We start from the raw sequence: 1,742 nt of genomic DNA on the forward strand, positions 1-1,742 counted from the left end.
CCCGCCGTCTCGTTCGGCTGCGCACTGTCCTCTTCCCCTGTCGAGCCTGGCTTGCTATCAGAAGAAGCGGCTGGTTGTCCGCTCCCGCCGCCATTCTGATCCTGCTGCCCGCCGCTTGTGGAAGAAGAAGCGGACCCCCGAAGAACAGAGATGCTGCACAGGACGATCCTTATACGTCTGCTCGGTGCCACCCTCCAGCTTCAATGTAATCGTGCCCGCCTGAAAAGCGGAGCATTCCGCCTCCGTTCCGAACTCGAATACAAGCTCTGTCGTCGGCTTCCATTCGCCATCTTCGACTTGCCTCGCGTAGACTTGCGGTTCGATCTTATTGGCCCGCTCTTGCGGAGACGGCGCAGGATTGGACGCAGTGATATCCGCCACTGCGGGCTTGCCGCTGTCGAAGACGCCGGAAGCCGCCAATCCGCCGCCGATGCCGCCGATGACCAGGATCGCGGTCGCGAACCACACCATCGCTTTCCTGTTGCGCCGCAACCATCTGACGATGGGCGGCGATAACTCACTGCGGGCCTTGACGTATGCAGCCTGAAGCGGCGCGCCCGCCTGCTCGAAATAGAGCTTACGGTTCGTCCGGTTTTTGAACGCGTCTTGGTCGTATTTTTTGAAATAAGCGACCACCGCCGCGGCATATCCCGGCTCGAGCTTCCTTTCTCGCGAGAACAAGCGCTGCTTCTCGGACCAGTTCATGAACAGATAGACGGTCTCCCGGTTCGGCGCATGCAGGTGCAAATAATGGAGCAGCGCTCCGTATTCGATCAAGCCTGTGTCGGCATCCCGGTAGAACGCCAGCACTAGCCGCCGGAAACGGGACGGCTCCAGACCCTTCTGCAGCCAGCGTCGTCCAAGTTGCTGCAACCGATCCAGCTCGGCAGGCGATAAGCCGCCGAAGATCGATTCATCCGGCTCGGCGTCGCGGAACCAGCGGTATGCAGCCAGCATGACATTCGCCGTGGATTGCACCTGAGGCGAATAACGGGCGACCCATTCCCTCACCTCGCCCGGGTGTGCTAGGAAACCGATCTGGAGGAACGCTTCCTGGCGCGTCTGCTCCAGATTCAGCTCCGTCAGCAGGAACACATTCGCCGCATAAGACAACTGCTCCATCAAGAGCAGCATATCTTCGCCGGCAATCCGCCCCTTCTCCGCAAGCAGGCGGTCTACCGTATCCAGCACCGCGTTCACGGCGGACACCGGCTCCGCATCATGCCGCAGCTTCTCGGCGAGCTGCCCGGCAGCCAGCTCGGTGAACTCAGCCTTGCGCAGCAGTACCGGATGCTGGCTGAACCAACGGTGAGCCAGCTTCACAAGCTCCTCGGCCCGGACGATCTCCTGGAATTTCTGCCGCATATACGGGAAGAAAAGCTCCACCGTCTTGCCGCCCCCCAGCAACGTGTCGAAGAAAGGCTTGCTGACGCTGTCGCTGCCCTCGATGAGCGCATAATAGGCTTCCGTTCGCTCACGGCTCTTCGCCTGATTGGCTTCATATAAGCTCCGGATCAAGTACCCGAACAGATCGCTGCCCAGCGCCGCCCCGGCAAGCGCTTCGAATTCCATGAAGCATTTCACGATAGCCGGATCTGGTATCTCGCCCTGCTTGACGAGCTCATACTCGCGCTGGAAGCCTCCGCGGAACAGCTCCGCCATCCGCCGCTTCGACTGAACAGCCCCTTCCGGCGCCAAGTAATCGAGCATCGAACGCAGCGCGCCAACCCGATTCTGCATAT

Annotated in this window: 1 pseudogene; it reads right to left on the reverse strand. The window is 60.6% G+C overall.

The features are described 5' to 3' along the window. Positions 1-57 precede the first annotated feature (57 nt). Positions 58-1,742, reverse strand: a pseudogene (locus tag AZ66_RS32250) (glycosyltransferase); the annotation flags it as partial.

It is taken from the genome of Paenibacillus sp. E194, from assembly GCF_000935845.1.
Taxonomy (GTDB): Bacteria; Bacillota; Bacilli; order Paenibacillales; family Paenibacillaceae; genus Paenibacillus_B; species Paenibacillus_B alvei_B.